Source organism: Streptococcus suis YS56 (assembly GCF_000440115.1).
GTDB lineage: Bacteria > Bacillota > Bacilli > Lactobacillales > Streptococcaceae > Streptococcus > Streptococcus suis_L.
In genome coordinates, this window is the sequence record NZ_ALMY01000029.1 from 17,793 (window position 1) to 43,171 (window position 25,379).

29 protein-coding genes are annotated in these 25,379 nt (G+C 43.6%); 25 read left to right on the forward strand and 4 right to left on the reverse strand.

Features of this window, described 5'->3' with window-relative positions; all coding sequences use genetic code 11:
* Positions 1–364: 364 nt before the first annotated feature.
* Both SST62_RS0104185 and SST62_RS1000000112865 read right to left on the reverse strand, forming a co-directional pair.
* Positions 365–580, reverse strand: coding sequence for a hypothetical protein (locus tag SST62_RS0104185; RefSeq protein WP_029186407.1), 216 nt, complete (start codon positions 578–580; stop codon positions 365–367).
* A gap of 22 nt (positions 581–602) precedes the next feature.
* Positions 603–1,160, reverse strand: coding sequence for a phospholipase A2 family protein (locus SST62_RS1000000112865; RefSeq protein WP_153309596.1), 558 nt, complete (start codon positions 1,158–1,160; stop codon positions 603–605).
* A 363-nt stretch (positions 1,161–1,523) separates the two neighbouring features.
* Between SST62_RS1000000112865 and SST62_RS0104200 the strand changes: the two genes are divergently transcribed.
* From SST62_RS0104200 to gltX, 12 genes are all read left to right on the forward strand, one after another.
* A complete protein-coding gene (locus SST62_RS0104200; protein ID WP_029186409.1) occupies positions 1,524–2,390 on the forward strand; it encodes a helix-turn-helix domain-containing protein in 867 nt (288 codons plus the stop codon).
* Between the two features lie 97 nt (positions 2,391–2,487).
* The gene (locus tag SST62_RS1000000112760) at positions 2,488–2,655 is read left to right on the forward strand and encodes a hypothetical protein (RefSeq protein ID WP_180273186.1); all 168 of its coding nucleotides are present in this window, start codon (positions 2,488–2,490) and stop codon (positions 2,653–2,655) included.
* Positions 2,656–2,673: 18 nt separating this feature from the next.
* Positions 2,674–3,669 carry a virulence RhuM family protein gene (locus tag SST62_RS0104210; RefSeq protein ID WP_029186410.1) on the forward strand — a complete coding sequence of 332 codons (996 nt, stop codon included), beginning with the start codon at positions 2,674–2,676 and terminating at the stop codon, positions 3,667–3,669.
* Positions 3,670–3,687: 18 nt separating this feature from the next.
* The gene (locus SST62_RS0104215) at positions 3,688–4,131 is read left to right on the forward strand and encodes a dUTP diphosphatase (protein ID WP_029186411.1); all 444 of its coding nucleotides are present in this window, start codon (positions 3,688–3,690) and stop codon (positions 4,129–4,131) included.
* 6 nt (positions 4,132–4,137) lie between these two features.
* Complete coding sequence (locus SST62_RS0104220) at positions 4,138–4,671, forward strand: histidine phosphatase family protein (protein WP_029186412.1); 534 nt, start codon at positions 4,138–4,140, stop codon at positions 4,669–4,671.
* 6 nt (positions 4,672–4,677) lie between these two features.
* Positions 4,678–6,045, forward strand: a complete 1,368-nt coding sequence (radA, locus tag SST62_RS0104225) for a DNA repair protein RadA (protein WP_024404944.1) — start codon at positions 4,678–4,680, stop codon at positions 6,043–6,045.
* Between the two features lie 123 nt (positions 6,046–6,168).
* Complete coding sequence (locus tag SST62_RS0104230) at positions 6,169–6,663, forward strand: beta-class carbonic anhydrase (RefSeq protein ID WP_029186413.1); 495 nt, start codon at positions 6,169–6,171, stop codon at positions 6,661–6,663.
* Positions 6,664–6,939: 276 nt separating this feature from the next.
* The gene (locus SST62_RS0104235; protein WP_029186414.1) at positions 6,940–7,698 is read left to right on the forward strand and encodes a TIGR00266 family protein; all 759 of its coding nucleotides are present in this window, start codon (positions 6,940–6,942) and stop codon (positions 7,696–7,698) included.
* A gap of 133 nt (positions 7,699–7,831) precedes the next feature.
* Complete coding sequence (locus SST62_RS0104240; protein ID WP_029186415.1) at positions 7,832–8,278, forward strand: LytTR family DNA-binding domain-containing protein; 447 nt, start codon at positions 7,832–7,834, stop codon at positions 8,276–8,278.
* Positions 8,279–8,282: 4 nt separating this feature from the next.
* Complete coding sequence (locus SST62_RS0104245) at positions 8,283–8,948, forward strand: hypothetical protein (RefSeq protein WP_029186416.1); 666 nt, start codon at positions 8,283–8,285, stop codon at positions 8,946–8,948.
* Positions 8,949–9,033: 85 nt separating this feature from the next.
* Positions 9,034–10,314: an MFS transporter gene (locus tag SST62_RS0104250; protein WP_029186417.1), complete on the forward strand. Its 1,281-nt coding sequence runs from the start codon at positions 9,034–9,036 to the stop codon at positions 10,312–10,314.
* Positions 10,315–10,491: 177 nt separating this feature from the next.
* Positions 10,492–11,946 carry a glutamate--tRNA ligase gene (gltX, locus tag SST62_RS0104255; RefSeq protein WP_029186418.1) on the forward strand — a complete coding sequence of 485 codons (1,455 nt, stop codon included), beginning with the start codon at positions 10,492–10,494 and terminating at the stop codon, positions 11,944–11,946.
* Between the two features lie 40 nt (positions 11,947–11,986).
* Here the strand turns inward: gltX and SST62_RS0104260 are convergent, their stop codons facing one another.
* Together SST62_RS0104260 and SST62_RS0104265 are read right to left on the reverse strand one after the other, a co-directional pair.
* A complete protein-coding gene (locus SST62_RS0104260; protein ID WP_029186419.1) occupies positions 11,987–12,349 on the reverse strand; it encodes a MerR family transcriptional regulator in 363 nt (120 codons plus the stop codon).
* 294 nt (positions 12,350–12,643) lie between these two features.
* On the reverse strand, positions 12,644–13,186 hold the full coding sequence (locus SST62_RS0104265) for an NUDIX hydrolase (protein ID WP_029186420.1): 543 nt from the start codon (positions 13,184–13,186) through the stop codon (positions 12,644–12,646).
* Positions 13,187–13,455: 269 nt separating this feature from the next.
* Here SST62_RS0104265 and SST62_RS0104270 point away from each other — a divergent pair, with 269 nt between their 5' ends.
* The 13 genes from SST62_RS0104270 (at position 13,456) to SST62_RS0104330 (ending at position 25,317) form a co-directional block, all read left to right on the forward strand.
* Positions 13,456–14,649, forward strand: a complete 1,194-nt coding sequence (locus SST62_RS0104270; RefSeq protein WP_029186421.1) for an argininosuccinate synthase — start codon at positions 13,456–13,458, stop codon at positions 14,647–14,649.
* Positions 14,650–14,662: 13 nt separating this feature from the next.
* Positions 14,663–16,057 (forward strand): argininosuccinate lyase, encoded by a 1,395-nt coding sequence (argH, locus tag SST62_RS0104275; RefSeq protein WP_029186422.1) that lies wholly within the window; start codon positions 14,663–14,665, stop codon positions 16,055–16,057.
* Positions 16,058–16,127: 70 nt separating this feature from the next.
* Positions 16,128–16,487, forward strand: a complete 360-nt coding sequence (gene rnpA, locus SST62_RS0104280) for a ribonuclease P protein component (RefSeq protein WP_029186423.1) — start codon at positions 16,128–16,130, stop codon at positions 16,485–16,487.
* On the forward strand, positions 16,471–17,283 hold the full coding sequence (locus SST62_RS0104285; RefSeq protein WP_029186424.1) for a YidC/Oxa1 family membrane protein insertase: 813 nt from the start codon (positions 16,471–16,473) through the stop codon (positions 17,281–17,283). Before rnpA ends, SST62_RS0104285 begins: the two co-directional genes overlap by 17 nt.
* 20 nt (positions 17,284–17,303) lie before the next feature.
* Positions 17,304–18,299 (forward strand): RNA-binding cell elongation regulator Jag/EloR, encoded by a 996-nt coding sequence (jag, locus tag SST62_RS0104290; RefSeq protein ID WP_029186425.1) that lies wholly within the window; start codon positions 17,304–17,306, stop codon positions 18,297–18,299.
* A 612-nt stretch (positions 18,300–18,911) separates the two neighbouring features.
* Positions 18,912–22,064 carry an LPXTG cell wall anchor domain-containing protein gene (locus tag SST62_RS0104295; RefSeq protein WP_029186426.1) on the forward strand — a complete coding sequence of 1,051 codons (3,153 nt, stop codon included), beginning with the start codon at positions 18,912–18,914 and terminating at the stop codon, positions 22,062–22,064.
* 168 nt (positions 22,065–22,232) lie between these two features.
* Positions 22,233–22,370, forward strand: coding sequence for a 50S ribosomal protein L34 (gene rpmH, locus SST62_RS0104300; RefSeq protein ID WP_002939016.1), 138 nt, complete (start codon positions 22,233–22,235; stop codon positions 22,368–22,370).
* Between the two features lie 84 nt (positions 22,371–22,454).
* On the forward strand, positions 22,455–23,237 hold the full coding sequence (locus SST62_RS0104305) for a TatD family hydrolase (RefSeq protein WP_029186427.1): 783 nt from the start codon (positions 22,455–22,457) through the stop codon (positions 23,235–23,237).
* Positions 23,200–23,790 (forward strand): ribonuclease M5, encoded by a 591-nt coding sequence (gene rnmV / locus SST62_RS0104310; protein WP_194283584.1) that lies wholly within the window; start codon positions 23,200–23,202, stop codon positions 23,788–23,790. Before SST62_RS0104305 ends, rnmV begins: the two co-directional genes overlap by 38 nt.
* Positions 23,783–24,151 (forward strand): hypothetical protein, encoded by a 369-nt coding sequence (locus SST62_RS0104315; RefSeq protein WP_029186429.1) that lies wholly within the window; start codon positions 23,783–23,785, stop codon positions 24,149–24,151. Before rnmV ends, SST62_RS0104315 begins: the two co-directional genes overlap by 8 nt.
* A gap of 97 nt (positions 24,152–24,248) precedes the next feature.
* Entirely contained in the window at positions 24,249–24,536 is a 288-nt protein-coding gene (locus SST62_RS0104320) for a hypothetical protein (RefSeq protein WP_029186430.1), read from the forward strand.
* Entirely contained in the window at positions 24,526–24,855 is a 330-nt protein-coding gene (locus SST62_RS0104325) for a type II toxin-antitoxin system RelE/ParE family toxin (protein WP_029186431.1), read from the forward strand. The genes SST62_RS0104320 and SST62_RS0104325 overlap by 11 nt, the downstream gene beginning before the upstream one ends.
* Before the next feature lie 6 nt (positions 24,856–24,861).
* Positions 24,862–25,317 (forward strand): 8-oxo-dGTP diphosphatase, encoded by a 456-nt coding sequence (locus SST62_RS0104330; protein WP_029186432.1) that lies wholly within the window; start codon positions 24,862–24,864, stop codon positions 25,315–25,317.
* Positions 25,318–25,379: the final 62 nt, after the last annotated feature.

The window sequence follows — 25,379 nt, forward strand, 5'->3', positions numbered from 1 at the left end:
AATCAAGATATTTATGTTGGTTATGTCCATTCCCATTTATTTAGTTTTTGGAACAAGAAAATTCAAAATCGCAGCAGCTCGTGTTGCTGGGTGCTGTCTGTTTATTTCAAGGAATAACTCTAAAACTTCTGGAGTCAATGAGTTGCTTATTGCGAGAGGCGAAAGTTCTTGTTTTAAGTAAGAGATGACCTTTAAAAGGTATTCGTCATGTTGAAAGGGCAGTTTGTGCATGTTGTAATATCGTAAGCTCTTGGACCGATAAGATTTGTGTGTTAAGGATAGTCTCAATTTGCCCTAATAAAGTTTTGTTCGTTTTGATATCCATTATTGTCTATCTTTACATATATATCACAAAATTCGAAGACTAAGTATTGATTCCCAGTACGACAACAAATGTTGCAAGATAGGCTATGAAAAGCAAAAATAGGCTATAGAGACCAATGATTCCCCATTTTTTTGCAGGAGATACTTGCTTTTTATTTAATGTTTTAACTAGTTTATAACCTAGGAATAAACAAGCAAGGAATAGAATGAGTGCTAATAGTTTTATGATTAAAAAAATGATGAATGTAGCAGCCATGGTTGCACCTCCTAGCTATGTTTTATGAAAGAGGGAGGAATAAGGCATAGGCAGCACGAGCATAAACTCCTTTATAAGTAGAAGTGTTAGTGCTTGCAATAATTGGTTTTAAACGATTAATGAATTCGCGATTACATTGTCTGTTATCTGCTCCAAAGCCTTTAAAACAAGCGTCGTGCCATAAGCAGGCGGAGTCTAAGTTATCAATTGGTTTAGTAAGCCAGCCATTATTTCCCATTCCACAGAAATTACCGTAGGAACCGATTGGGAAAATAGCTCTATCCATATTTTCTATGGCTATCTTTTCTCCGTTTTGTTCGACATCAGCAACAATATCATTGATTGCTATACCAACAGAGACTGCTTCATCACTAAGTTCTAATGAATAAGCTTTATCAATATCAATGACAGGTAGACCATTTTGATTGTAAGTTGTTACTTGTTGTAATTCATTAATAAAGCGGTAATCACTAACCTCTTCAGCAGAAACTGGTATAGTAAAAGCGATGATACCGATAATGAGAGCTATTATTCTTGTGAGATATATGATACATATTTTTGATAATTTACTTTTAAGCATAATTTTTCTCCTTGTAAAATTTGATAAGTAATGATGTTAATAAAGAAGTATTGTAATTTGTCATCTACTCCCACCCTCTCCACCCAACATATAGTTTCCGGTTATTATCCTCCTTTCCAGAGTGGTGAGATGGTAGTAGCTTATTTATTTGTTGATACCAGTGGCTATCCAAATCCATCCATCTCCTAAAAGTTGAGGGGCTAGTAGGATGGCTGAGTAAGTTAAAAGCAAGAGATAGTTTTTCCAAGTTTTCATAAGAATGCCTCCTATCATTTTGTTTGTTTTTCTTTACTATTATGGTATCATATAATGAATGATATTGATGAAAACGCAAACAATTCTCACATTTTTTGGAGGTCTTGTATGAAGTGGGATTTTGGGACAGTCTTAAAAGAGATTCGTAAGTCCAAAGGGCTTAGTCAGCAGGAAGTTTGTGGAGATGCCTTGTCACGAACAACCCTATCAAAAATTGAAAACAACAAAGAATATCCTACCATTGCCCACTTTTCCCATATCCTCCGTCAGCTGGATATGACCTTTGCAGAATTTGACTATATCTGCCATGCCTATCAGCCTTCGGAGCGTTCGTCTATCATCTATCGCTTCGAAAATATGAGAGGACAATTTTTTTCTGAATCAAACTGTTATGATTTTTTGTACCAAATAGAGCAGTATTTGAAGAAGCAAGAAGATATACGGGTTCAACGGATAGAACAACAGATACGGTTAGCCCTCTCTATTTGTCAGACAGGAGATGGGGAGCGAACCAGACAGTTGGGGCAAGCACTTAGGAAGGAATTGGAGAAGTCAGACACTTGGTATTTAGCGGATTTTCGTAAGTTGGGGTTGGTGCTTCCGATCATTCCTGTATCTCATTTGAAAGGCTTTGTAGATAAAATCTTGCTTTCCTTGGACAAGTATAAGGACTTCAGAGATGTACAGGTTAGCCAGTTTGCTTTTCTCTATAATCTATCGACCGTTTTACTGAAAAATGGGGAGTATCAACTTTGTGTTTCAGTAATGGAAAGAGTTTACACTATGGCTCAGGAAAGTATGCGGATTGATTATGTAGGTATGGCTAATGTCCGTATGGGTATCTTTCGGCAGGATAGAGGGATGGTGGACAAGGGGCTTGCTATTCTCCGAGCTGCAGACTTGCTGGAGCTGGTTGAACAGTTGGAGAAAGAAGTTGAGGAGCATTGGGAGATTTTTGGCTCGGAAGAGGTTTGAACTGCTTGAGCTAGTTTATAGTAGTAGCACCTGTTGGTCAGGTGTTTTTTGCTGAAAATCGCAGGCTTTGATGAATTAGTGTATAATAGACCTATGGTTGGGATATGAATTCGCCTTCCCTCGCAGTGTCTATCTTCGCAAGGTTGACCAAGACTTGTGGCTACGTGCAGCTCGCTTTGATGACGAGTATGCCTTTCCCTTAACCACACTTTTTGCATTTGTGACGAAAAATGCGAATGAATTTGTAGTGGGGAGTGAGCTCTAAATAATTAAAGAGGCAAATATGAAGGAATTACAATTTTTAATTTACCGAGCAGAAAATGACCAAGAAAAGGCTAGTGTTATTGTCAGTGACGAGACGATTTGGGCCAGTCAGAAGGAAATGGCAAGATTGTTTGATGTTGGTGTACCAGCTATCAGCAAACATTTGAAAAATATTTTTGAAGAAGGTGAGTTGGATGAGGGAGCAACTATTTCCAAAATGGAAACAGTTCAAATCGAGGGGACTCGCGAGGTCATCAGGCAGGTTGATTATTACAATCTCGATGCCATCATTTCCGTCGGGTATCGTGTCAATTCTCAAAAGGCTACTAAGTTTAGGCAGTGGGCAACAACTGTGCTTCGAGAATACATGATTAAAGGTTTTGCAATGGATGATGAGCGTTTGAAGCAAGGCGAAAACCTGTTGGAAAAAGATTATTTCCGTGAGCTCTTAGAACGAGTTCGTTCTATCCGTGCTAGTGAACGACGAATTTGGTTACAAATCACAGATATTTTTGCAGAGATTGCGATTGATTATGACGCTAATAGCTTGATGACTAAGCAATTCTATGCTCATGTGCAAAATAAATTTCATTATGCGATTACAGGTAAAACAGCTGCAGAAATTATTTATGAAAAGGCAGACCACACCAAAGCGAACATGGGGTTGGTAACCTGGAAGCACTCTCCTGACGGACGTATTTTGCAATCGGACGCTCTTGTGGCTAAAAATTATCTGAACGAAAAGGAAATTCGTTCGCTGGAACGTAGTATTTCGGGCTACTTTGACTATCTGGAGCGACAAATTGAGCAAGGAAAAACTCAGACCATGCAAGATTTGGCAGATAGCATTGATCGATTTTTAGCCTTTCAAGATTATGAACTTTTAGAGGGGGATGGTCAAATTACAAGGCAGTCAGCCAAGGAGAAAGCTCGGTCAGAATATGCAATTTTTAATAAAACCCAAAAGATAAATTCTGATTTTGAAAAATTACTAGAAGATTTATCCTCAAAATAAGCATTCGAAAGGAAAAATATGAAAATCCGTGGATTCGAACTGGTTAGCCAGTTTACTGATGAAAACTTATTGCCAAAACGTGAGACAGCCCATGCAGCAGGCTACGACTTGAAAGCTGCGGAGACGGTTAGCTTGGAGCCAGGTGAGATTAAGCTGGTTCCAACGGGTGTCAAGGCCTATATGCAGGCCAATGAGGTCCTCTATCTCTACGACCGTTCGTCCAACCCTCGCAAGAAAGGATTGGTCCTGATTAACTCAGTCGGAGTCATCGACGGCGACTACTACGGCAATCCAGCCAATGAAGGTCATATCTTTGCCCAGATGCGAAATATCACAGAGGAAACTGTCGTGGTGGAAACAGGCGAGCGAATCGTACAGGCTGTTTTTGCCCCCTTCCTCTTGGCTGACGGTGATCAGGCCGACGGCGTTCGGACGGGTGGATTTGGCTCGACAGGGAAATAGACTACTATGCAGATTCTCTTTGTGCGGCATTCCGAGCCTGACTACAGTATGTTTGACCAGCATGACAACCCTCGGCTGTACGCAGGTTTTGGACGGGATCTGGCTTCCCTGACTGAAAAGGGGAGGGCTTTGGCCCAGGAAGTTGCCAGCAGTCCTGTTTTTGCTCAGGCTCAGGTGGTTATCGCTTCAAGCGTCACGCGAGCCTTGGAGACTGCAACTTACATTGCTCATGCCCAGCAACTACCTCTTCTGGTCGAGCCCTTTTTTCATGAGTGGCGACCAGACCTACTGGGGCAAAATGCCAGTCAAGATGAGGCTGTCTTAGCTCATCGATTATTTTTGGAAAATAGCGGAGCGGTGCCCGAGTCTTCACCTGTTCGCTATGAGACTGCTGCGGAGATGAAAGAGCGATTTTTACAGGCCCTTGAAAAATACAAAGCCTATGACCGAATTGTTATCGTCTCTCACGGTATGCTGATACGCCAGTTTGTCCCCAAAGAAACCATAGCCTACTGCGAAATCCTAGAATATACTCTATAGGAGGAAATCATCATCGCTAAGAAAAAAACAACCTTTGTCTGTCAATCCTGCGAGTACCACTCACCCAAGTATCTGGGTCGCTGCCCCAACTGTGGATCCTGGTCTAGCTTTGTCGAGGAAGTGGAAGTCGCTGAAGTCAAGAACGAGCGGGTCAGCCTGACAGGAGAGAAAACCCGTCCCATGAAGCTCAATGAAGTTTCCTCCATTCAAGTGGCCCGCACCAAGACCAACATGGAGGAGTTCAACCGCGTCCTCGGTGGCGGTGTGGTGCCGGGCAGTCTGGTCCTGATCGGTGGCGATCCAGGAATCGGGAAATCCACCCTGCTCTTACAGGTTTCTACCCAGCTTTCGACCATTGGCACGGTCCTCTATGTGTCGGGGGAAGAGTCTGCCCAGCAGATTAAGTTGCGGGCCGAACGTTTGGGCGACATCGACAGTGAGTTCTATCTCTATGCGGAGACCAATATGCAGAGCATTCGGACAGAGATTGAGAAGATAAAACCAGATTTTTTGATTATCGACTCTATCCAGACCATTATGAGCCCTGACATCTCCAGCGTGCAAGGCTCTGTCAGTCAGGTCCGTGAAGTGACCAATGAACTCATGCAGATTGCCAAGACCAACAACATCGCAACCTTCATCGTCGGCCACATGACCAAGGAAGGCACCTTGGCTGGACCGCGGACCTTGGAGCACATGGTGGACACCGTTCTCTATTTTGAGGGCGAGCGGCAGCACACCTTCCGTATCTTGCGGGCGGTCAAAAACCGCTTTGGCTCCACCAACGAAATCGGCATTTTTGAAATGCAGTCGCAGGGTTTGGTCGAAGTCCTCAATCCTAGTGAAGTCTTTCTGGAAGAGCGTCTGGACGGGGCGACTGGCTCTGCTATTGTCGTGACCATGGAGGGCACCCGCCCTATCCTTGCCGAAGTGCAGGCTCTGGTGACGCCGACCATGTTTGGCAATGCCAAGCGGACCACGACAGGATTGGACTTCAACCGTGCCAGCTTGATTATGGCGGTTTTGGAAAAACGGGCAGGTCTGCTCCTCCAAAACCAAGATGCCTACCTCAAATCAGCAGGTGGTGTCAAACTGGATGAGCCAGCTATTGACCTAGCGGTCGCAGTTGCCCTTGCCTCCAGTTACAAGGATAAGCCGACCAACCCACAAGAGTGCTTTATAGGCGAAATTGGTCTGACAGGCGAAATCCGCCGCGTCAATCGGATTGAACAACGGATTAACGAAGCCGCCAAATTGGGCTTTACCAAGGTCTATGCCCCCAAAAATTCCCTGACAGGTATCAAGGTGCCCAAGGAAATCACCGTTATCGGCGTGACAACCATTGGCGAAGTCTTGCAGAAAGTATTCAACTGATGAAATCATTCGGGAGTGACAGTTAGTCGCTCCTCTTTTTGCGACAAATAGTCGGGAATGTGGTAAGCTAGGTCTAACCTATTTCTGAAACTTTCAGAAATTCTCATCAGACAAGGAGGTCCTATGTCTTATTTTCAAAACTTTATGAAGGCCAACAAGGCCTATGTTGACCTGCATGGTGATTACCATTTGCCTCTTCGTCCAAAGACCAAGGTGGCTATCGTGACCTGTATGGACTCACGGCTTCACGTGGCGCAGGCCTTGGGCCTGGCTCTGGGTGATGCCCACATTTTGCGGAATGCGGGTGGGCGCGTGACGGAGGACATGATTCGCTCGCTGGTTATCTCCCAGCAGCAGCTCGGCACAAGGGAAATCGTGGTGCTCCACCATACAGACTGCGGTGCCCAGACCTTTACCAATGAGGACTTTGCGGTCCAACTCAAGCGGGATTTAGGAGTGGATGTGGCTGGTCAGGACTTTCTTCCTTTTACAGACATTGAAGAAAGCGTGCGGGAGGATATTGCTATCTTAAAACAATCTCCGCTCATACCCGACGACGTTGAAATTTTCGGTGCGGTTTATGATGTGGATACGGGTCGTATGACAGAAGTTATCTAGTCTTTCAGTTTATCTTTTATTACGTCGACGTATGAGGAAACTCCGTTTCCTTATTTCCAGATTCAAATAATTTGTGATTATTTGAACTCGCTTTGCTGTACTCCAGTACAACCTGCAGCTCGTTGCCTAGTACTAAAAGCAAACTGAAAGACTATATAATAAAAATGGGGAACTGATAGTGCAGTTTCCCATATTTTTTATAAAAATACTTGACAGGGTTTTGTTTTAGTTGTAGAATTGTGTTATAAAAACAGTACAAAACAAGGAGACCTTCTCATGTCAGATAATCGGATGAAATATACTATCGATAGTAATATGCAGTTTCCTTTGGTGGAAATCGCCTTGGAAGCTGGGGAGTCAGCTTATATCCAGCAGGGAAGTATGGTTTATCATACACCTAGTGTTAGCTTAAATACTAAGCTCAATGCGCGTGGTGGTTCTGGTTTTGGCAAGCTCATGGGGGCCATTGGTCGTTCTATGGTGTCAGGTGAGTCTATGTTTATCACGCAAGCTATTTCCAATAGTGACGATGGCAAAATCGCGCTTGCACCCTCCACACCAGGCCAAGTCATTGCTCTTGAACTCGGTGCCAAGCAATATCGCCTCAATGACGGAGCCTTCTTGGCCTTAGATGGTTCTGCTCAATATAAGATGGAACGTCAGAGTGTTGGTCGTGCCTTCTTCGGTGGTCAGGGCGGACTTTTTGTCATGACAACTGAGGGTCATGGAACGCTTTTGGCCAATGCTTTTGGGTCTATAAAAAAATTAGAACTGACAGGTGGCAGTATCACTATTGACAACGCCCACGTGGTTGCTTGGAGCCGAGACCTCAACTATGATATTCATCTCGAAAATGGTTTCCTCCAGTCCATTGGTACAGGTGAAGGGATTGTCAATACCTTCTCAGGCTACGGGGAAATCTATGTGCAAAGCTTGAATATTGAAACCTTTGCACAAGTTATCGGCAATCATATCGTTGGCACAGGTGGTGATGGTGGTGGCGGTACTACGTCTCTGCTTGATGCGATTTTTTAAGATGGAACCAGCTTCGGCTGGTTTTTTATATGCCTGATGTTACCACTTACCCTTTCATTTTTACCACTTACTGAAATGCCCTTGTAATTGTGGTTGGAATTGGTATAATAGACCTATCAAAAAGGAGGGAGCTATGAAAGTTAGGATTGAATTTGATGACAGCTTGGATCAGGTTGAAGTGGTCATCCGAGCCAGTCAGTTAGGGCCAGAAGTAGAAGCGATTCAGCGGGCTCTGCAACAGGTTAGCCGTCCCTCGCTTGTTTTTTACAAGGGGAGCAGCGAGTATTTTCTTTCATTGGGTGACATACTTTTCTTTGAAACGGACGGAACCAAGATTTTTGCTCATACAGGCGATGATGCCTACGAGGTTAAGATGAAACTCTATGAACTTGAGGAGTATTTGCCCATCTACTTTTGTCGGGTAGCTAAGTCAACTATTGTCAATAGCAAGGTAGTCTATTCGCTAGATAAGTCCTTCTCGGGCACCAGTCGGATTTCCTTCTACAAGACTCACAAGGAAGTTCACGTGTCGCGACATTATTACCATTTATTAAAAGAAAAGTTACAGGAAATGAGGTAGGAAGATGAAAAAATATGGTTTAGGAATTGCTTTGCTGGTCTTGGCAGGCTTGGTCTTGTTTCAAGACTACTTGCCGGCTATTGAGCTTCCTCTTTGGAAATTAGTATTGGTAGTCGGTTGGAGTTATCTTCTCCTAAAGGCAATAATTAGAAGACAGTTAGTTACAAGCTTTGTGTGGGGAACTTTGGTCTTTATTATTTTGAACAATCACTTTGACTGGGTGGACATTGATACCTGGACAGTAATTCTGGGATCGATACTAGCTTGTGCAGGATTGAAGTTACTGATAAAACCTAGGAGGAACAGGGATATGATTGATACAAAAAGTTTTGGAACAGGGGTGATTGGCGACAAGGGGCGGGAAACAGCTTTTGGCTCTTCAACTCGCTATATTCACGACGATAATTTTCTCCATGATAGTGTGGAAGTAGCCTTCGGCTCTAGTACAGTTTACTTTGATCAGGCGGTTATTTTAGGCGATAAGGCTGAATTCCATATCGATGCTGCCTTCTCAAATGTTACACTCTATCTGCCGGCCAACTGGCGAGCAGTGGTGGAACTGGACAGTGCTATGTCAACAACCAATAACTATGCGACTGAGCAGGGAGAAAAGGCCCTCCTTGTTACAGGTGACCTAGCCTTCTCAAACCTAACGATTTATTCTGCATAAAGTGGCAAGAGGAAAGTCTATCCAGGCTCCTCTGCAGAATAAAAAGTCGGAATATTCTGGAAATTAAATAAAGAAAGGGATTATCATGAAAAAGATTTTGAAAAATGCGACTTACCTATGGGTACTGACTGCGGATATGCTGTCCAATTTTGGTGATGTGGTCTATTATCTGGCCTTGATGAACTATGTCTTGCTGGTGCCCAACAGCCGTCTGGCGCTGGCGATCGTGACCTTCTCAGAAATCTTTCCTAGCTTTATGGGGCTCTTTACGGGCTATCTGGCAGATAAGACGATCAACAAAATCAGCACTATTAAGTTGACCCTCCTCTTTCGCGTTGTACTCTATCTCATCCTCGGTTTCTGCATGGGCTTTGAGCCAGCCCTCTGGATTGTCGTGGTGGCTGCAACTTTCAATGTCTTTGCAGACTTCGCTGGCTTCTATGAAAACGGCCTCTATACACCTCTGGGATTGCGCGTAGCGCCCAAAGAAGAGCGGGAGCAGTACTCGGCCTTTCGCCAGACCGTTACCAGTCTCCTCAACATCGCCTTTCAGGCCCTCTCTGCCCTCTTGGTCGGCCTCCTCTCCTACCAAAACCTCGCCTTTCTCAACGCTGGCACCTTTTTGGCTGCTCTCCTCATCATGCAGCTGCTAACGCCGGCCTTTCGCAAACTCCTGACGGAGCAGCCTTTGAAAATAGCAGAGCAGCCGAGCCAGCCCGAGCAGGCAGCCAAGGGTCCAGGCATTCTAGCTTCTTTCAAGCAAGCAATCGTGGAGCTTCGCAAGATTCCCGAGTTCCGTCTGGTCCTGATTACCAGCCCCATTATCAACGCCTGCGGAGCGATTCTCTATCCTATTCTTGTCCTGCTGATTAGCGAAGACCCAGCCCTCGTTTTCCTCAATGTTGAAACAACCCTTGCCCTGACCATTCTGATTTTCTTTGTCGGCAACATCTTGGGCTCGACCTTGGTCTTTACTCTCTTCAAAAAGACCAGCATGGTGACGCTTGAAGTGGCTGCCACTTTCTCTCTACTGGGAGTATTTGTCGGAATGTTGCTTCACCAACTGCCAATTATTTTCTTCTTCCTTACTACAATGGGAATTAGTTCTGGAGCTAGTGGCCCTAAGTTTAACGCTAAGTTTGTCAACTCCATGCCAGAGGAGCAGCTGGCAACTATCGGCGGAGCGGTATCGACCTATTTTATGCTAGGTCAAGCTTTTACTCGACTACTGGTATCAGGTCTGGTCTTAGTATTGACTGTCAATCAGATTAGCGGACTTTTCCTAGCGGCAACTGGCTTGTTGGTCCTCTATGTCCTCTACTGGCTGGCACGGAATCAAAAAACACCTCAAAATCAGTCTGCGTAGGCTGATTTTTCTATCTTCTTATGCTTATCTATGCTATAATGTTCTTGATTGCTACTCTTCGAAAATCAAATTCAGACGTCGTTGACTTGACTTGATGAACTTCAGTTCTATCTTCGTCTGCATCGCCTAGTCTGATTTCGATTTTCATTGAGTATGAAAATTTTACAGGAGAGAAACATGACTAAACCAATTCGTGTGCGTTACGCACCAAGTCCGACAGGACTGTTGCATATCGGAAATGCCCGTACAGCATTGTTCAACTATCTTTTTGCCCGTCATCACGGCGGTACTTTCCTTATTCGTATCGAAGACACAGACCGCAAACGCCATGTGGAAGACGGCGAGCGTTCTCAGCTAGAAAACCTGCGTTGGTTGGGTATTGACTGGGATGAGAGTCCAGAAACTCATGAGCAATACCGTCAATCAGAGCGTTTGGATATTTACCAAAAGTATGTTGATCAACTTTTGGCAGAAGGTAAGGCCTACAAATCTTACGTGACAGAAGAAGAATTGGCGGCGGAGCGTGAGCGTCAGGAAGCTGCGGGTGAAACTCCTCGCTACATCAACGAATACCTTGGTATGTCTGAAGATGAAAAAGCAACCTACGTTGCAGAGCGTGAGGCAGCTGGCATTGTCCCAACTGTTCGCTTGGCTGTCAATGAAACTGGCATCTACAAGTGGAATGACATGGTTAAGGGCGAAATCGAGTTTGAAGGGGGCAACATCGGTGGCGACTGGGTTATCCAGAAACGCGATGGCTATCCAACCTACAACTTTGCCGTTGTGGTGGATGATCATCTCATGGAAATCTCGCACGTTATTCGTGGGGATGACCACATTGCCAATACACCCAAGCAGCTTATGGTCTATGAGGCATTGGGCTGGGAAGCACCAGAATTTGCCCACATGACCTTGATTATCAACTCTGCTACGGGTAAAAAGTTGTCCAAACGTGACACCAATACTCTGGCCTTTATCGAAGATTACCGCAAAAAAGGCTACTTGCCAGAAGCTGTTTTCAACTTTATCACGCTTTTGGGTTGGACACCTGGTGGCGAGGAAGAAATCTTCTCCAAAGAGGAGATTATCCAACTCTTTGACGAAAAACGCCTCAGCAAGTCACCAGCTTCCTTTGATCCGAAAAAGTTGGCTTGGATGGGCAATGAGTACATCAAAAAAGCTGATTTGGAGACCATTTTCAACCTTGCCAAACCATTCTTGGAAGAAGCTGGTCGTTTGACAGACAAGGCAGAAAAATTAGTGGAACTTTACAAACCACAAATGTCATCTGCGGATGAAATTGTTGGTTTGACAGACCTTTTCTTCTCTGATTTCCCAGAATTGACAGACGAGGAAAAAGAAGTCATGGCAGGCGAAACGGTACCGACTGTCCTCAATGCCCTCAAGGAAAAATTGGAAGCCATGACAGACGAAGATTTCCAACCAGATAACATCTTCCCACAAATCAAGGCCGTTCAAAAAGAAACAGGCATCAAGGGCAAAAACCTCTTCATGCCTATCCGTATCGCCGTTTCAGGTGAAATGCACGGACCAGAGTTGCCAAATACCATTTACCTACTCGGCCGTGAAAAATCCATCCAGCATATTGATAATATGTTGAAGAGTTTGTAAGATAAATAATCCCCGCTGTCCTGTGATAGCGGGGATTTTGCTAAAAGTTCTGTAATTTTTCCTCAATCTGCTGGAGTAGGTTTTCTAAATTTTCCCTCTGTTCTTGGAGCAGGAGGATTTGTTTTTCACGGTCGACAATTTCATCCAGTATGACCTGTTTGTTTTCTTCAAGCTGTTCGAGGCTACCGCATTTTGTGTCGTGAAGTTCTTTGATACGGATAATGGCTTTCACAGATAGGCCTAACTGGCGAAGTCCTAGGATATTTTCTAGGTTGTTGATTTCTTCTTCATTCCAGTAGTAGTTACCGTTAACCAGCTGAGGTTGTAGCAATCCTTGTTCGGTGTAGAAGCGAAGCGTATCACGTTTGATACCAAATTGTTGCATAACTTGTCCTGTTTTCATAATCTCCTCTTGACAGTGCCTTACCCCCTCATGATACATTGATGGGGAAAGGAGTTCTATATGCTTATTCTTAAATGCTTGATTGTGCTTTATTTGGGGCTGTTGCCGCTATCTGCTTGGGTATATCGCAAGCAACTTCCCAGCTGGTTACTGGTTTTATATGCTTGCCCAGTATTGCTCAGTTTGTTGGGCTGGCAGACAGTTTGGGGATTTATTCTCGGTTTATTTTTGGCTTGCGGTGTGCGTGTCTTAGGTGGTCGCATTCTTTTTGGGAGAAACCATCTCAGTCACTTTTTATCTCATGTTGTACTGAGTTTCATTCTCGCTCTTACCCTGTTCTTGTTCTAAAAACAAGCTCTCCACATAGTCCTTCTGTCTTGGGATAACCTGTTCATTTTCCAGGAACTCTTTCAACTTTTCTTGTGGGACCCAGATGTAGTTGCTGGTTTCTGCGGCTTGGAGTTGGATAGCAGATTTGTCCCAGTCGGTTTCAGCCCAGTAGCAGTGGAAGATACACTGGTCATCATGGGCAACAAAGTGTGTATGGTGGCGGAGTTGGGTCGCTGTCAGTTCAATGCCTGTTTCTTCGCGGACTTCGCGTAAAATGGCCTGCTCTGCTATTTCCCCAAACAAGGCCGAGCCTCCTGCTGTCGCTTCATAATAGTCAGGGTAGGAGGGCTTGGTGCTGTCGCGCTTCATGAAGAGGGTGCTGCCGTCGCGGTGGCGGATGATGCACTCGACGACCAGGTGGTAGAGACCATCGGGAATGGCTTCGCCGCGTGTGAGGGTATGGTCGGTCAGTTGGCCGTCGGCTGTGTAGGCGTTCCAAGTTTCCATGTTTTGCTCCTTTTTAGATTGGTTATTCATTATAGCAAATCTGGAAGTGTTAGACAAGCATCTTGCGGATGTTTGGACATCGCAAAAATTCAAGAATTATTGAGCTAAAAGCTGACTTCGGTCAGTTTTTTCTTTTGTTCCTTTTCAAATCAAGGTTGAAAATATACAAAAAATTTTTAAAAATGTGTATAATTATGTTGCAAAAAGTATAAATATACACTATAATAGTCACTAAGTTTTATAAAAAAACAATAGAAATGAGAATGCTTATGTCAAAAGAAAAATTAATCTTAGCTTATTCAGGTGGCCTTGATACTTCAGTTGCAATTGCTTGGTTGAAAAAAGACTATGATGTCATTGCGGTTTGTATGGATGTTGGAGAGGGTAAAGACCTCGACTTTATTCATGATAAGGCCTTGTCAATCGGTGCTATTGAGTCCCATGTATTGGATGTAAAAGAAGAATTCGCTCAAGAATATGTCCTACCTGCCTTACAAGCCCATGCCTATTATGAGCAAAAATATCCGCTGGTATCGGCTCTTAGTCGTCCCTTGATTTCTAAAAAGTTGGTGGAAATGGCTCATAAGACAGGAGCAACCACTATCGCCCACGGCTGTACTGGTAAGGGCAATGACCAGGTGCGGTTTGAGGTAGCCATTGCAGCCCTGGATCCAACTTTGAAAGTTGTAGCCCCTGTTCGGGAGTGGAAGTGGGCGCGTGAAGAGGAAATTATCTTCGCCAAGGAAAATGGTGTACCAGTCCCAGCTGACCTAGACAGTCCTTACTCAGTCGACCAAAACCTTTGGGGTCGTGCCAATGAGTGCGGAGTTTTAGAAAATCCATGGAATGAAGCGCCAGAAGATGCTTTTGGTATTACAACTGCACCAGAAAATGCACCAGATACTCCTGAGTATGTCGATATTGAGTTTAAAGCAGGGATTCCTGTTGCTGTAAATGGTGAAGAGTTAAGTCTGGCTAATCTCATTCAAAGACTCAATGTCATTGCTGGTAAGCATGGTGTGGGTCGGATTGACCACGTGGAAAATCGTTTAGTCGGAATCAAGTCACGTGAAATTTATGAGTGTCCAGGAGCCATTACCCTTCTGACAGCCCACAAGGAAATTGAAGATTTGACCCTGGTGCGGGAAGTATCGCATTTCAAACCAATTGTCTCTAATGAGCTATCTAATCTCATTTACAATGGTTTGTGGTTCAACCCTGCAACTCAGGCATTGAAAGCTTATTTGCAAGCAACTCAATCGGTCGTGAATGGTACAGCAAAAGTGAAATTGTATAAGGGGTCAGCCAAAGTAGTTGCTCGGAAATCTCCAAATTCCCTTTATGATGAAGATTTGGCAACCTATACCAGTGCAGATACCTTTGATCAAGATGCAGCAGTTGGTTTCATCAAGCTTTGGGGATTACCAACCAAGGTCAATGCGGAAATTCATAAAAAGAGCTAGAAAGTAGGAGCTTATGGAAGCAAAGAAATTATGGGGTGGTCGCTTTGAAGCCAGTCTTGAGGAATGGGTTGAAGAATTCGGAGCCTCCATTCGCTTTGACCAAAAATTGGCCAAGTATGATATTCAGGGGTCTTTAGCCCATGTCAAGATGCTTGGATCCACAGGGATTATCAAGCTTGAAGAAGCCCAGGCTATTCAAACTGGTCTGGAAGAATTGTTGGCAGACTACGAGGCTGGCAAGTTAGTGTTTGATATTCGAAACGAAGATATTCACATGAATATCGAAAGTCTATTGACGGAGAAAATAGGTCCAGTTGCAGGCAAACTCCACACAGCTCGTTCTCGTAACGATCAAGTAGCGACCGATATGCACCTCTATCTGAAGGATACCCTCTTTCAAGTGGTAGACAAATTGACCAACCTACGTCAGGTTTTACTAGACCTTGCACAGGAGCATGTGGAAACAATCATGCCTGGCTATACCCATTTGCAACATGCCCAACCTATCAGCTTTGCTCAGCACTTGTTGGCCTATTACAACATGTTCAGCCGAGACAGTGAGCGCTTTGCATTCAATATGTTGCATACAGATTTATCCCCACTTGGTGCGGCGGCCTTGGCAGGGACGACCTTTCCGATTGACCGTCAGATGACCTCTGATTTGATGGGCTTTGCCCAGCCCTATAGTAATTCTCTTGATGCTGTGTCTGACCGTGATTTTATCCTGGAATTTCTGTCAAATGCCAGTATCCTCATGATGCACATGTCGCGTTTGTGTGAAGAAATCATCAACTGGTGTTCACATGAATACCAATTTGTCACCCTATCCGATACCTTTTCAACAGGTTCTTCCATCATGCCTCAGAAGAAAAATCCAGATATGGCTGAGCTGATTCGGGGGAAAACAGGTAGAGTTTATGGGAACTTAGTTGGCCTACTGACAGTCATGAAATCCCTGCCTTTAACCTATAATAAGGACTTGCAGGAAGACAAGGAAGGCATGTTTGATACGACAGAAACGATTTTAGTATCTATTGATATTTTGGCAGGGATGTTGCAATCGATGACGGTCCATAAGGAAAGGATGGCTCAATCGACAGAGAAGGACTTTTCAAATGCAACTGAATTAGCGGATTACTTGGCTAGTAAAGGTTTGCCCTTCCGCCAAGCGCATGAGATTGTTGGAAAACTGGTCTTGGAATGTAGCAAGGCAGGCTATTATTTACAGGATGTTCCTTTGGAACGTTTTCAAGAGTTGTCGCCTGTCATTGGACCGGATATTTATACAGCTTTAGAATCGGAAACAGCAGTTTCGCGCAGAAATTCGCTAGGTGGAACTGGATTTGAATCCATTCGTTGGCAAATTCAGCAAGCAAAAGCACAAATAATCGCTTCAAAAGGCCTCTAAACGGTATGTTTATTGGCTTTTTTGAATTTTATGGTATAATAGAAGTAATTTTGAAAGATGGAGTGACGGTTTGAAGAAAAGCTATCGTGTCAAGCGTGAACGAGATTTTAATGACATTTTTACAAAAGGGAAAAATGTAGCCAATCGGAAGTTTGTTGTCTATCGATTGCCGAGAGAGCAGCATCACTTCCGGGTAGGTCTTTCTGTCAGTAAAAAATTGGGAAATGCTGTGATGCGAAATCGAATTAAACGAAGAATTCGCCATGTCTTACTTGAATGTCGCTCGGACTTGGTTGCGGATGACTTCGTTATTATTGCTCGTAAAGGTGTAGAAGAGTTGTCCTATCAAGAAATCAAGCAAAACCTAATCCATGTTTTAAAACTAGCAAAACTCTACCAGGAAGGTGTTGTGATTGAAAAAGAAAATTAAGTGGGCAGGTTTGCTCATTGCTTCTCTGTTTATTTTGACTGCTTGTGGTACCGGACCAGTAACCAGTCAATCAACAGAAGCTTGGGACCGATTGATTTATTGGTTTGCCAGCGTTATTCAATTTTTATCAATTAATGGTCAGATTGGAATCGGAATTATTCTCTTTACGATTTTAATTCGAACCCTTCTGTTGCCCTTGTTCCAAATACAGATGAATTCCTCACGGAAGATGCAGGAGCTTCAACCTCAGCTGAAAAAGTTGCAAGCGGAGTATCCAGGAACGGATATGGAAAGTCGCCAGCAGCTCTATGAAGCAACGCAAGCTCTCTACAAAGAGAATGGCGTCAGCATGAGAGCGTCCATGATTCCGCTCTTTATTCAAATGCCAATCCTTTTGGCCCTCTTTCAAGCTCTGACACGTGTTGAAGCCTTGAAAGTAGGTCACTTCCTTTGGTTAAATTTTGGGGAGCCGGATCCGTTCTTCATTTTGCCGATTCTGGCTGCAGTGTTTACATTCCTTAGCTCATGGTTGACCAATAAATCAGCAATTGAGAAGAATATGGCTATGACAATTATGACCTATGTCATGCCTGTGATGATCTTTTTCTTTGCTGTGGCAGCTGCTAGTGGGGTGGCTTTGTATTGGACAGTGTCAAATGCCTATCAGGTTGCTCAAACCTTGGTGTTCAATAATCCGTTTAAAATAATAGCAGAGCGTCAAGCGAAAATTGATGCGGAAAAAGAACGTCAGGCAAAAATTCGACGGGCACAGAAAAAAGCACAGAAAAAGAAATAGGAAAACTAGGAGAGAGAAAGATGAAATTTACAGGAGATACAGTTGAAGAAGCGATTCAAAATGGCTTGAATGAATTGAATATTCCTCGAAAGAAAGCTCACATTACAGTCATTGCAAGAGAGAAGAGAGGCTTCCTAGGTTTTGGTAAAAAACCTGCGACTGTTGATATCGATGTTATCAATGAAACAACCGTTGTAAAAGCTAATCAAAAGGCCGTTCGTGGCGTTCCAAGTGAGATCAATGAGCTCAATGAACCAGTAAAAAGTGTTTCAGAAGCTACGATTGATTTAGGTAAAGTTGTTGCGGCAGTGAAGGAATTTGAAAAATCTGGTCAAACGCTTGATGATGAAATTAAGGCTCAGATTTTGAAAAATGAAAAAGAAGCGACAACGATTTTGGAAGAAACAGGTCGGATTGAAATTCTTTCCGATGAATTATTAGCTAGTGTAGCACCTGATCCAGTTGTACAAGAAGTAGGTTCAGAACCGGCTACTGAAGCAGTTGCCAAGGACGAATTTACAGACCTGGATATCAAAATTGAGCAACAATATGATATTGAAACAGTTGTTGCAGAAGTAACAGCTTATGTCCAAGAAATTTTAGATGATATGGATGTTGAAGCCAGCATTGAAACGAGCCATAACCGCCGTACAATCAATATCCAAGTGGATACCAATGAACCAGGACGTGTCATCGGCTATCATGGTAAGGTCTTAAAAGCCTTGCAACTATTGGCTCAGAACTTCCTATACAACCGTTATGAGCGCAATTTCTACATCACTATCAATGTGAATGACTATGTAGAACACCGTGCAGAAGTGCTTCAAGGCTATGCACAAAAGTTGGCGGAGCGTGTCTTGGCTGAGCAAGAAGCCTACCATACAGACCCTATGTCAAGCAGTGAGCGTAAAATCATCCACCGTATCATTTCAAAAATGGACGGTCTGACAAGCTATTCAGAAGGTAGCGAACCAAACCGCTATGTCGTAGTGGATATTGAAGGAAATCGTGATTAAAAAGAGGCTGAGCCTCAATACCATTAAGTTAAGGACCCTACTCCAATATTTATTGGATAGGGTCTTTTTTCAATAAAGTGATAGGCTAAAGTCAAAAAGGAGTTTTCCCAAGGTCCAGTCTATTCAAACAATTTTAGAATCTTGTATCTCACAACTCTTCTTGTGTCGTTGAACCAGATAAAGATGTTGCCTGTTCCAGAATATCTTCCTTCCAACAAATGGTTTCCGCTATGCTTTCTTATTTTTAGTTATTGATTTGAAACAATCCCTCGGATTACTTGCCCAGTCAATGGACTGGGGAGATAAAAGAGTGGAACAAGTCACTTCTGCAAAATCAGGCAAGGGGAGTTCAAATAATGATGACACTATTTGAAGTTGGAAATAAGGAAACCAAGTAATCAACGATGGACGAAATGACTATCATTTGCTAGCCAGTTTCTTTGTGATAGGGAGCTGGCTTTTTCTTGTTCGTTTTTTACAAAAATTTTGGCTAGGTAGCCGATAATTTCTTGCATTTTCGGGGGGGTATATATAATAATAGATGAAAATACCTGTCCACTAGAAAGGAGTAGACGGGATAGGTGAAACCAAACAATAAAGAGGGAGCAATATATGAAAAGAAAAAAGAAATACAAGTATGCCTATAAACGTCAGCGAAAATTGATGTTGTTGATGGGGGCTGCGACGATGGCTGTAGGTACGGTGACGATGGGGCAGGTCTTGTCTGTCCACGCAGAAGAGACTGGTCCAGAACCTATTGTTACCGAACTTAAGGATAGCTCTGTAGTGACCGAAGCACCAACTGTAGGTGAAGAAGGACAAACAGGTTCTGACCAGACCGAACCTCCAACTCCTGTAGAAGTTGCACCACAGACGGAAGTCGAGGCAGGTCTTTCTGAACTAGAGGGAGAGCAAGCTGGGGTGCCAACAGAGAGAAGTGTGCCAGAGGAAAGAACACTGATCATAGAAACTTCCGAACAAGCTGCTCCAATCATAGCGGATATTGCTGTGAATGCAGAGGATGAGCAGGAGTACAGGAAGGCGAACGTCGGTCTGGAAATTACTTTCGAGCAAGTTGAGCAACCAGCAGTCGTTACTCATAAGCTAATCAATAAAGATAGTGGAGAGGCCTATGTTGAAACAGCAACGATTGAGAAGCGTCCACATTATCGGTCTAATGGTGATTTTATTGGTACTGAAATTGATACAAGCATCCCAGAAACTACCCAAATAGCCTATGCTTATTTTAGAGAAGTACCTGCTGGAACCTATCGCCTGGAAATCGGTTTGACAGATTTGGAAAGCAAACCCTACGAATTGGCTGCGGCTAGTCTTGAGAAAATAAACAATCTGTCAGATATTGTGATTAAACCTTATGCTGAAACGAATACGCAATTTGTAGAGCCAAATCTAGTAGAGGTTAAGGTTGATAAGACGACCGTGAAAAAAGGGGAAAATGTTGTTTATACCCTGATTTATGACAGCCTGCCGGAAGTTTCTTATGGGGTTATGCTACAAGACTTTTCTTATGGCTTTTTTGGTGCCGAGTATGATAAGTCGGGTAAAAAGACAGGACGTTCCATACTTCATATTGCAGAGAAGTTTTCTGAGGCTGGAGAGAAGAAGCTGGCATTTGATACCAGTTATGGTTATTTCTCTACAAAAGATTGGAAGAAACAGGTAGAAATTAGTGAAGCCAATAGGAATAAGTTGGCCCAACTGATGCCGACAGTGACAGTCCTAGATGAAGACTATAAGTACATTGAAATAACTTCCCTAACCCATATTGGTACCGACGGTAGCCGAAGTGAACTGGCTGCTCTTGACCCATCCTGGAGCCACTCCATCAACGCTCTTCCCGATGATTCGGGGCGCTTTTATCACAATAGGGTCTTGCACAAGCTCCAAGTGGGAGATCAGTTGGTCTATAAGGTGAAAATAAGTCCCGAGTACTTGGCAGAGCTGAAAAAGAAAAAGAGTGAGCAGAGTTATACAGAAACGGTTTCTTTGGAATTCGATAGGGTGTTCAATGTACAAGCTTTAGGTGGTACTGCCTTTGAATTTGATGAAAGAGATAGTTTGTATCTCAGTACAGACCAGTGGGAAACAGGTGAGGTAGATTTGACCTTTACGGTCAAAGATTATATGCATGGTTACCTGAACCTAAATCGTCTGGCTTCTGGAGCCTTTAATGAGTATTTCTTAGCTTTTGGAGGTTATTTATTCCAGATTGAGAATCCAGCCTATAGCCTGCCAAATTTATTGGAGCTAAAAAAATCCGACAAGATTTATGTTGGTGAAAATGGTGCTATAAAAGTAAAAACTTCAAATTCTAGTCTAATCTCGTCTGGAACAACTCAGTTGGACTTTGATATTCGACCAACTTTGGGAGATTTTGGAAATTCATTTGACTACCATTTATCTGTGGAACAGGACTATTCCGATTCATCAAATCCTGTTGTGACAGGTTGGCTTACAGGTTCTCTGTTTGATTCTGTGACAGAAAACCATATTGGTAGCTATTCTTTAAAACGTGCGGAAATTTATTTTGATGGCTGGAAAGAAGAGATTACCGATCTTCCAAATTGGACCTTGGAGATCAGTGGAGATAAGGTCTTCAAATCCAATTTCCTTCTATCAGGAGAGGAACGGACACAGATTGGTTCGATTGGGCGTAGTTGGGTATATGGATCATTAGGGCGGTTGCCAAAAGAGTTGCAAAACCGTCGTTTAGGTGTAAATAAAATTCAATTCTATGACCGTCAAGGAAATAATCTACCGACAGTAAATGCTGATTGGGTCTTATCAGAATATGAATTGAGAGAGGGAGATCGTCTTTATTACTACTTGCCTTCTACGGGAGAATTGACAGAATTAAAACCAGTCTTAGAAGATGGTCGTCGATTAGTGAAGGGAAGTAAGGACAGTAAGGGTCTCTATGTATTTGCGATGGCGCTAGAAGAAGATGGGGTTCAACCTACGGAGAATGCGGTTGGTACAACTAAGGTTCTATCTGGTCAAATTGAAGATGTTTATGTAAGCTTTTCAGAGGCAGATGTTAGTGCAGTAAGTAGTCTTCAAGTCGTTAAGGTAGAGGATGCTACTATTTTGGAAAAATTGCCTGATAGTTTCAAGCGTGAAGATGTGGATATGTTTGACATTAAGACACTTGATAAAGATGGTCAATTTGTCCAAATCCAGTCCAGTAAAGGTGCCTTTGTTACCCTACCTGTTTCACCAAATCGTAAGGTGACCAAGGTGATTTACTACTTACCACAAACAGGTGCAGTAGAAGAGTTGGAATACGAGTGGGATAAAACTTTCAATCTGGTATCTTTCAAAGTAAGCCATTTCTCTAACTATGCTATTGTCTATGAAGGAAATGATGAAAAGCCTCAACCAAGTGGCACAACTTCAGGAACAGGCAATAACACTAGTCCAGAAACTGGTGAAGGTAGCACAAGTGCCGGTGATACGGCTTCAGTTTCTGGTAATAACACTAGCCCAGTTGGCTCAGTTGATAGCGTCTTAGTTGGTAGCCTAGGTAATGGTGGGCAATTGGATGCAAATAGGAGAGAGGAAGCGTCTGCTCAACCAACTAATGCTACAGTTGAACAAACCAACCATGTTGATTCAAAAGTTACAAGAGCCAGAAAGGTGAATGCTTTGCCAAATACAGCTGCACAGACAGGCGTAGTAGCGACTGTGTTGGGATTGGCTTTGGCAACACTGGCGTCATTTGTACAGAAAAAAAGAGAAGAGTAAGTGCTTGAGATGCTTACAAGAGACTTAGATTTAATTTGGGGATTAAAAAATAATTATGAAGTAGCTTGACAAAACCCCAGAATTTATATAAAATAGTTTGGTATGTTTAGTAACTGATCAAAACTAGCCGGCTAAACGAGTACAAGAATCTAAGAGGAGGTATTCATCGTGAAACGTACTTTTCAACCAAGTAAAATCCGTCGCGCACGCAAACACGGTTTCCGTAGCCGTATGGCAACTAAAAACGGCCGTCGCGTGTTAGCAGCTCGTCGCCGTAAGGGACGTAAAGTTCTTACAGTAGCATAAGAATACAACGAAAACCAGCAGAAACTCGAGTCTGCTGGTTTTTTCGTTGGAAAAGAATGGCTTGAAATATGGTACAATAGAACCATGATACAGATATTTGATACACACACCCACCTCAACGTAGAGCAGTTTGACGGTCGGGTCCAAGAAGAATTAGACTTTGCCAAGGAAATGGGGGTCACCCTCCACAATGTGGTCGGTTTTGACCGAGCAACCATTGACAAGGCTATGGAACTGGCTGACCAGCATCCTGAAATTTATCTGACACTGGGCTGGCATCCGACAGAGGCTGGTTCTTATGATGACGAAGTGGAGAAATTTCTTCTCCAAGCTCTCCAACACCCTAAAGTAATTGCCCTGGGGGAGATTGGGCTGGACTACTACTGGATGACGGCTGATAAGGAAACCCAGGCACGCGTCTTTAAACGTCAGATGGAGTTGGCTAAACAGTTGGATTTACCCTTTGTGGTTCATACTCGCGATGCTTTGGAAGATACTTACCAGATCATCAAGGAAGTCGGCATCGGTCCGCGTGGAGGGATCATGCATTCCTTCTCTGGCACGTTGGAGGAGGCTCAAGCCTTCATGGATTTGGGTATGCACATTTCCTTCTCGGGAGTCGTGACCTTCAAAAAAGCCGTCGAACTTCAGGAAGCGGCGCAAGCATTGCCCCTAGAAAAAATCCTGGTCGAGACGGATGCGCCCTACCTGGCCCCAGTTCCTAAGCGTGGTCGGGAAAATCGCACCGGGTACACCAGATATGTGGTGGAAATGCTGGCCCAGCTTCGCAACCAGTCGGTCGAAGAAGTGGCGAAAGCGACCTACGAGAATGCAAGGAGCTTGTTCAGAATTGACTCAGAAAATTAAGATACAGGAAGTCCTCGTTGTTGAGGGAAAAGACGATACAGCAAACCTAAAACGATTTTACGAGGTGGATACCTACGAAACCAGAGGCTCTGCCATATCAGACGATGACTTGGAACGCATTGAGAAACTCCATGACCTGCGTGGCGTTATTGTCTTTACTGACCCAGACTACAATGGAGAGCGGATTCGGAAGATGATTATGCGGGCCATTCCCACGGTCAAACACGCCTTTTTACAGCGGGACGAGGCCAGACCCAAGTCCAAAACAAAAGGGCGGTCCTTGGGCATTGAGCACGCCAGCTTTGAGGACTTGGAAAAAGCCCTCGCAGGCGTGCGTGGTTACTACGATGATGAACATAACTTTGACATCACCAAGTCAGATTTAATGCGCCTAGGCTTGCTTATGGGTGGCGACAGTCGCAAGCGGAGGGAGCATCTGGGAGAACAGCTCCGCATCGGCTACTGCAACGGCAAGCAGTTGCTCAAACGCTTGGAACTGTTTGGGATAAGTCTGGCGGAAGTGGAGGAGGCAACGGAGAGCTATCATGGATAGGGTCTACGCTGTTAAGTGCTTGGTTAAAAACGAGTTTGAACCTTCTTATGAAGATTATTCATCTTATGAAGAAGTGATCTACTTGCTGCCGGCTAATGTCCTTGTTTGGGAGGATGAGCAGGTTGATAAGAACAAGCTAGCGGACCACTTGCGTAAATCAGTTGAAGATGGTTATGTCAATGCGGATGGGATTTGGAAGCAGAGCCGTTTGTTTCATATTGCCGGTGTGCAAGAAATGGACGACAGGGTAGAGTTTGATGGCCCAGCCGTGGAAGTTTATCGCTGGTTTTACAATTTTGACCGTCCAGTTACTGAGGAAGAATTTTTGAATCTCTATTATTTTGATGATTTGGGGAGGTAAACAATCTAGGGCGGAAATATTACTATTTCTGCTTTTTTGAAGATTGCTACTGACATCTATTCGTGTTACAATATAGAAAACTAGGAGGTGAACTAGGTTGCTAACTATAAAGAAAGATGCCCAAGTGAATTTCAAAACGGATTCCAGACTTTTGGAAAAAGCCAAGGAAGTATTTGCTATGAACAAGCTGGATTTAACAGCTGGGTTTAACCTCTTCTTGCAAAATATTGCTGTAAAAAATGAGTTGCCAATTCTGACAGAAGAAGAGTTGGAAAGAGAAGAGTTGTTTTTACAACTTCAAAAGGAAATTCAAGAAAACCAACAGGCGATTGAGGCAGGTCGCGGGATCAGCCTAGAAAGTGTCAAAGAGAAGTATGGAATTTGAGTCATATTCAGTGATACTTGCTCCTGCAGTGGAGCAGGAATTGGCAGAGATTTATGCCTATTTCTCGGAACAGTTCTCAGAAGAAATTGCCAAAAGACGAATTGGGATGATTGTTGAAGCTTTGGAGAGTTTGCAAATTTTTCCTGAACGTGGTTTTAACGCCGATAACCGTTTTGGTAAGCAGATAGACCCGCCACATCTAACCCGAGGTTACGTTATTGGAAAAGACTACATCGCCCTCTATCGCGTAGTGAAAAATGAAGTTCGAGTTGGTCACCTTCTTGCGACCAAGAGTGATTATGTCAAGTTGTTGAAGTGAGAGAGTATGAGTAGGACAGAACAAGTCATCCTAACCAATATGTGTATGATTACAGACGGTCAGCAGGTATTGGTCCAGGATAGGAAGTCTGAAAAGTGGCCTGGAGTGACTTTTCCAGGTGGTCATGTCGAACGTGGAGAGAGTATTATTTCCTCCGTCATTCGTGAAATCAGGGAAGAAACGGGCTTGACGGTGTCCAATATCGAACTCTGTGGCATTCAAAACTGGACGGACCCTACTGACCACTATCGTTATCTAGTATTTTGCTACAAAACCAGTCAGTTTTCAGGCTCTATCCAATCTTCAGATGAGGGCAAGGTCTTCTGGATTGACCGTGAGGATTTGAAGAATGTTCAGTTGGCAGATGGTTTTGAAACCATACTAGAAATCTTTGAACAGCCACAGCTGACGGAGAATTTTTACTGGTTTGAAGATGGCGAGTGGAAGGTGGAGAATCGCTAAAGAGTTGTACAATAAGTTTGACAACTCTTTTTTTCTGTGCTATAGTGAGGCTAGAATTGATA